Origin of the sequence: Streptomyces boncukensis, from assembly GCF_011045075.1 — a bacterium.
GTDB classification, from domain to species: domain Bacteria; phylum Actinomycetota; class Actinomycetes; order Streptomycetales; family Streptomycetaceae; genus Streptomyces; species Streptomyces boncukensis.
The window spans coordinates 1-4,820 of the sequence record NZ_JAAKZZ010000527.1; the positions used below are offsets into that span (position 1 = coordinate 1).

Here is a 4,820-nt window from a genome sequence, read left to right on the forward strand (position 1 = left end):
CGCCTCCCACCGCACCCGCCAGCTGCTGCGCCGGCGCGACGCGCTCTCCCCGGCGGCCGGCGGACTCGCAGCGCACGAGGCGTTCGAGGCGCTGCTCGGCGGCGGCACGGCGCAGCACGTCGCCGGGATCGTCGAACGCGCCCCGGCCGGGCCCGTCCCCAGCTGCGAGGACGACGGCGAGGGCACCGCCTCCCTGGTGGGCTCCCTGACCCTCGCCGTGTGCGACCGGCTGGCCGAGGCCGAGCGGCGGCTGGCCGCCACCCGGCGGTACGCCGACGAGCACGGTCTGGCCCTGGCCTCCCGAGGGGCCCGCGCGCTCTCTGCGGTCGTCGCCTTCGAGCGCGGCCGGATCACCGAGGCGCGGACGCTGGCGGAGCGGGTGCGCGCCGAGGCGGCCGGCGGGCTGCCGGGGCTGAGCGCGCCGGTCGCCGTGGCCGTCCTCGTCCAGGTGCTCATCGAGCGGGACGAGGCGGCCCAGGCCGAGGCGCTGATCGCGGAGGCCGGGCTCGGCGACGCCGTACCGGACCTGGTGACCCATCTGCCCGTGCTGGCGGCGCGGGGCCGGCTGCGGCTGCTGCGCGGGAGGCCGGCGGAGGGCCTGCGGGACCTCGACGAGTGCCACCGCAGGCTCACCGCGTGGGGCTGGCGGTGCCCCGCGCTGCCCGCCTTCCGCTCACATGCCGCGCTGGCGCTGGCGCGGGCCGGGCGCCGCGCCGAGGCCGAGGAGACGGCCCGGTCCGAGCTGGACCTGGCCCGCCGGTTCGGCGCCCCGCGCACTCTGGGCGTGGCGCTGCGCACCCTGGGCCTGGTCCGGGGCGGCGCCGAGGGCCTGGCCCTGCTCCGGGAGTCGGCCGAGGTCCTGGAGGGCTCCCCCGCGCGCCTGGAACACGGCCACACGCTGCTGGAGCTGGGTGCGGCGCAGCGCCGCGCGGGCGAGCGCGCGACGGCCCGGCGGGCGCTGCGGGCGGCGGCGGACCTGGCCGACGCGGGCGGCGCGGTCGCGCTGGGCCGCCGGGCCCGTGCGGAGATCGCCGTCGCGGGGGGCCGGATCCGCCGGTCGAGCCCCTGGGGCCGGGATCTGACGCCCAGCGAGCGGCGGGTGGCGCAGATGGCGGCTGACGGCATGGCCAACCAGGAGATCGCCGACGAGCTGTACGTCACCGTGAAGACGGTGGAGTGGCATCTCGGGCAGACCTACCGGAAGCTCGGCATCAGCCGCCGCATCAAGCTCCGCGAGGCGCTGTCGGAGTCCGGTGCGTAGGGGGGTGTCCAGCGGATCTCGGCGGGTCGGGGCCGCCCCGACGGCTCACTCCAGGTCCCTGCGCCAGAACAGGTGGTGCGTCAGTCCGCTCGGGCTGGGCACGGCCTCGTGGTGGAAGCGGTCGTCCAGTTCGTCGGGCGACTCCCACAGGCGCGCCCCGGATCCGAACTCCGCCCGGGAGACCGCCACGTGCAGGGTGTCGACCAGGCCGGCGTCCAGGAACTGCCGGATGACGGTGGCCCCGCCGCCGAGCCGGACGTCCTTGCCCCGCGCCGCCTCCCGCGCCTGCGCGAGAACCGCGGCCGGGTCGTCGTCGACGAAGTGGAACGTGGTGTCGGAGAGCGTGAAGGAGGGGCGCGTGTGGTGGGTCATGACGAACACCGGGGTGTGGAACGGAGGCTCGTCGCCCCACCAGCCCTGCCATTCGTGGTCCTCCCAGGGCCCGCGCTGGGGCCCGAACTTGTTGCGGCCCATGATCTCGGCGCCGATGTTGCGGTCGTAGTCCCGGACGAAGTAGTCGTCGAGGCCGCGGGTGCCACCGCCGCCGGTGCGGTAGGGCCAGCTCGCCGTGGCGCCGCACCAGGCGAATATCTCCCCCGGGTCGACGTGGCCGAACGGCCGCTCCAGGCTCTGGGGCTCGCCCGCGCCGAAGCCGTCGCTGGAGACGTTGAAATTCTGGACTCTGAGCAGCTGTGCGTTGTTCATAGGGGGTGGACCACGGGGACCGGCAAAACTCATCGGGGCCCGCACCCCGCGCCGAGCGGCGGCCCGGACCCGGGCCGGAGTCACGGGACCAGGGCGCGCTCCAGGTCGGCGCTCAGATCCGCGAGAAGCCTCTCGCGGTGCGGCCGCAGATAGAAGTGGCCGCCGGGATAGGTGCGGAGCGCGAACCCGCCCGTGGTGTGCGGCTCCCAGGCGCTCAGCCCCGCCCGGTCCCCCGCCGGGTCGGCGTCTCCGCCCGCCGCCGTGATCGGGCAGGTCAGCGGCGCCTCCTCGCGGTGGCGGTAGGTCTCCAGCATCGCGGTGTCGGCGCGCAGGATCGGCAGCAGCAGCGCCGCCAGCGCCGCGTCGTCCCGCACCTCAGGCGGTACGGCGCGGAACGTCCGGTCCATGGCGTCCAGGAAGGCCCCGTCCGGGAGCCGGTGCAGCTCCCCGTGGTGCGCGCCCACCTGCGGGGCGCTGCGTGCCGAGACGGTCAGATGCGCGGGCCGCAGCCCCCAGCGGCGCCGCAGCTCCCGTACGAGCTCGAAGACCACGAAGGCGCCCAGGCTGTGCCCGAAGACCGCGAACGGTTCGGCGAGTTCCCGTGCGCACACCGCCGCCGCCTCCCGGGCCAGCTCCACCGCGTCGGTCCGCAGCGGCTCGCGCAGCCGCGCGTCCCGGCCGGGCAGCCGCAGCACCCACACCTCCACCCAGGGCGGGAGCGCCTCCGCCCAGCCGTGGTACGCCGCGGCGCCGCCGCCCGCGTAGGGCACGCACAGCAGCCGCATCGCCGCGTCCTCGCGCGGGACCGGCCGCAGGACCCACCGCCGCCAGTCCTCGTCGCCGCCCCCGGCGGCGGCCTCCGGCCCGGTCATGCGGCGGCTCCGACGACCACGCAGGAGAGGGTGTACGCGTTGCGCCGGGCCCGCGCGACGGTGGAGCCGGTGAGCGGGAAGACGTGGGTGCGCAGCGGGGCGACGCCGCAGGACTCGGCGAAGCCGAAGAACTCCTCCGGGCTGCGCCACAGCGTGATGTGGTCCGGGGCCGGGCTGTTGACCGGGACGTTCAGGAAGATCCGCCCGCCGGGGGCGAGCAGCGTGAGCAGCGACCGCAGCACCGGTGCGGGCTCCTCCACATGCTCCAGCAGCTCGCTCGCCACCACCAGGTCGAACGAGCCCGCGGCGGCCTCGTTGATGTCGGCGCGCACCAGGTCGACGCGGTCCGCGCCCACCCCGAGCGCCGTCAGCCCCTCCCGGGTCAGCTCCAGGCTCGCCGCGCTGATGTCCCAGCCCGCCAGCCGCCGCACGCCGTACCCGGCGGCCAGCGACAGCAGCAGCCCGTGGCCGGGCCCGACCTCCAGCAGCGAGTCCCGCGCGCCGCGCCGTCCGAGGAACTCCCGCGCGTACACGTCGAGCACCCGGGTGTGGTTGGTCCACAGCGCCTGGGTGACCAGCAGCCCCGTCATATAACGGCGCATATACGGGACGGTGAGGCAGCCCGCCGCCTCCACCTCGGCGAACGTGCTGTGCCGGTAGCGGCCGTGGGCGCGGAAGTACGCCTCCTCGGCGAGGAACGTGGTGCACAGCCACCGGTACGCCTCGACCGCCTCCCGCATCCGCGCGGAGACGACGGCCCGCACGCGCCGTGCCACCGCCTCGCAGGCGCGCAGCTGGTCGGCGGTCTCCCCCGCGAACCGCGCGGCGAGGAACCCCTCGTGCTCGGGCCAGTGCGTCAGCACTCCGGCGACGAGCGCGGACAGGGCCTCGGTGCGCGGCGTCGCGAGCTCCTCCGCCAGGGTCACGGCCGCCCCCTCCGGCGCACGGCCGGTCCGGGCGTCACCGGCTCCGCCTCCTCCAGGACGACCTGGGCCACCATCCCGACCGGCTCGAACCCGGTCACCCCCGCGCGCCGCGGGTACTCGCGGCGCGGCCACTGCACCCGGTCGGTGACCGCGCGCAGCCCGGTCCCGGGCCGCCGCGCTGCGGAGCGCAACGCCGCGCCCGCCGGGATGGCCGGGATCTCCCCGTGCCCCAGGGCCAGCACCACCTTCAGCACCCCGGCCAGGCCGTAGCCGCAGCTCAGCGGGCCGTTCGCGCTGATCAGACAGGGCTTGCCCAGGGGCCGCCGCCCGCCGAAGACCGAGCGCAGCGGCCCGCCGCTGAGCACCGCGCCGATCCGGGAGCCGACCCCGTGCGCCTCCACGTAGTCGATGACGGACGGCGGGAGCCCGGCCTCCCGGCACGCCTGGCGCAGCACGTACTCCTGGGCCTCGACGCTGGGCGCGGCGGCGCCGTGGTGCCGGCGGTCCTGGTTGACGGTGCTGCTGCGGACGACGGCGAACACCCGGTCGCCGTCGCGGTACGCGTCCCGGCGGCGCTTGAGGATCAGCACCGCGGCGCCGTCGTCCCCGGGCCGCCGGGCCGGGCGCAGCGCGCCCGGCGGGGCGTGTGCGAGGTCGGCCTCGACGGCCAGCGCCAGCCGGCAGTCCCCGAACCGGAGGCCCTGGCAGGCCAGATGGAGGGCGAGCAGCGGCGCGGAGCGGGCCGGGCCGACACCGAGGACCGGGCCCGCGAGGGCGAGGGCACCGGCGATGTCCTCGGCCACCGCCGCGCCGGGCTCGGTCCACGCCCCGGCCCCCGGCGCACGGCCGGACCCGGCGGCCGGGGCTTCCCCGCCGCAGCCGAGATAGACGCCGGTTCCGGTGCCGGTCAGGTCCTCGGGCGCCGTCCCGGCGCGGCGCAGCGCCCCGGCGATCACCTCCAGGAGGGCGGGGCGGCCGGTCTCCCCGCCGGGCGCGCACGGCACGCGGCGGGGCGCGACGGCGGGTGTCACGCGCGGGGGCGGGAGCGATCCGGAG

General features: G+C 77.3%; 5 protein-coding genes. 1 reads left to right on the plus strand and 4 read right to left on the minus strand.

The window, feature by feature from the left end:
* Nucleotides 1-1,261 (plus strand): helix-turn-helix domain-containing protein (locus tag G5C65_RS31220; RefSeq protein WP_165302406.1); only part of this gene is annotated, 1,261 nt, incomplete at its 5' end.
* Nucleotides 1,262-1,306: 45 nt separating this feature from the next.
* Here the strand turns inward: G5C65_RS31220 and G5C65_RS31225 are convergent.
* The 4 genes from G5C65_RS31225 to G5C65_RS31240 all read right to left on the minus strand — a co-directional run.
* The gene (locus tag G5C65_RS31225) at nucleotides 1,307-1,966 is read right to left on the minus strand and encodes a dihydrofolate reductase family protein (protein ID WP_165302407.1); all 660 of its coding nucleotides are present in this window, start codon (nucleotides 1,964-1,966) and stop codon (nucleotides 1,307-1,309) included.
* A gap of 80 nt (nucleotides 1,967-2,046) precedes the next feature.
* Complete coding sequence (locus G5C65_RS31230) at nucleotides 2,047-2,838, minus strand: thioesterase II family protein (protein WP_165302408.1); 792 nt, start codon at nucleotides 2,836-2,838, stop codon at nucleotides 2,047-2,049.
* Nucleotides 2,835-3,764 carry a methyltransferase domain-containing protein gene (locus G5C65_RS31235; protein ID WP_165302409.1) on the minus strand — a complete coding sequence of 310 codons (930 nt, stop codon included), beginning with the start codon at nucleotides 3,762-3,764 and terminating at the stop codon, nucleotides 2,835-2,837. Before G5C65_RS31235 ends, G5C65_RS31230 begins: the two co-directional genes overlap by 4 nt.
* A partial coding sequence (locus G5C65_RS31240) for a beta-ketoacyl [acyl carrier protein] synthase domain-containing protein (RefSeq protein ID WP_206442474.1) occupies nucleotides 3,761-4,820 on the minus strand: 1,060 nt, incomplete at its 5' end. The genes G5C65_RS31235 and G5C65_RS31240, both read right to left, overlap by 4 nt.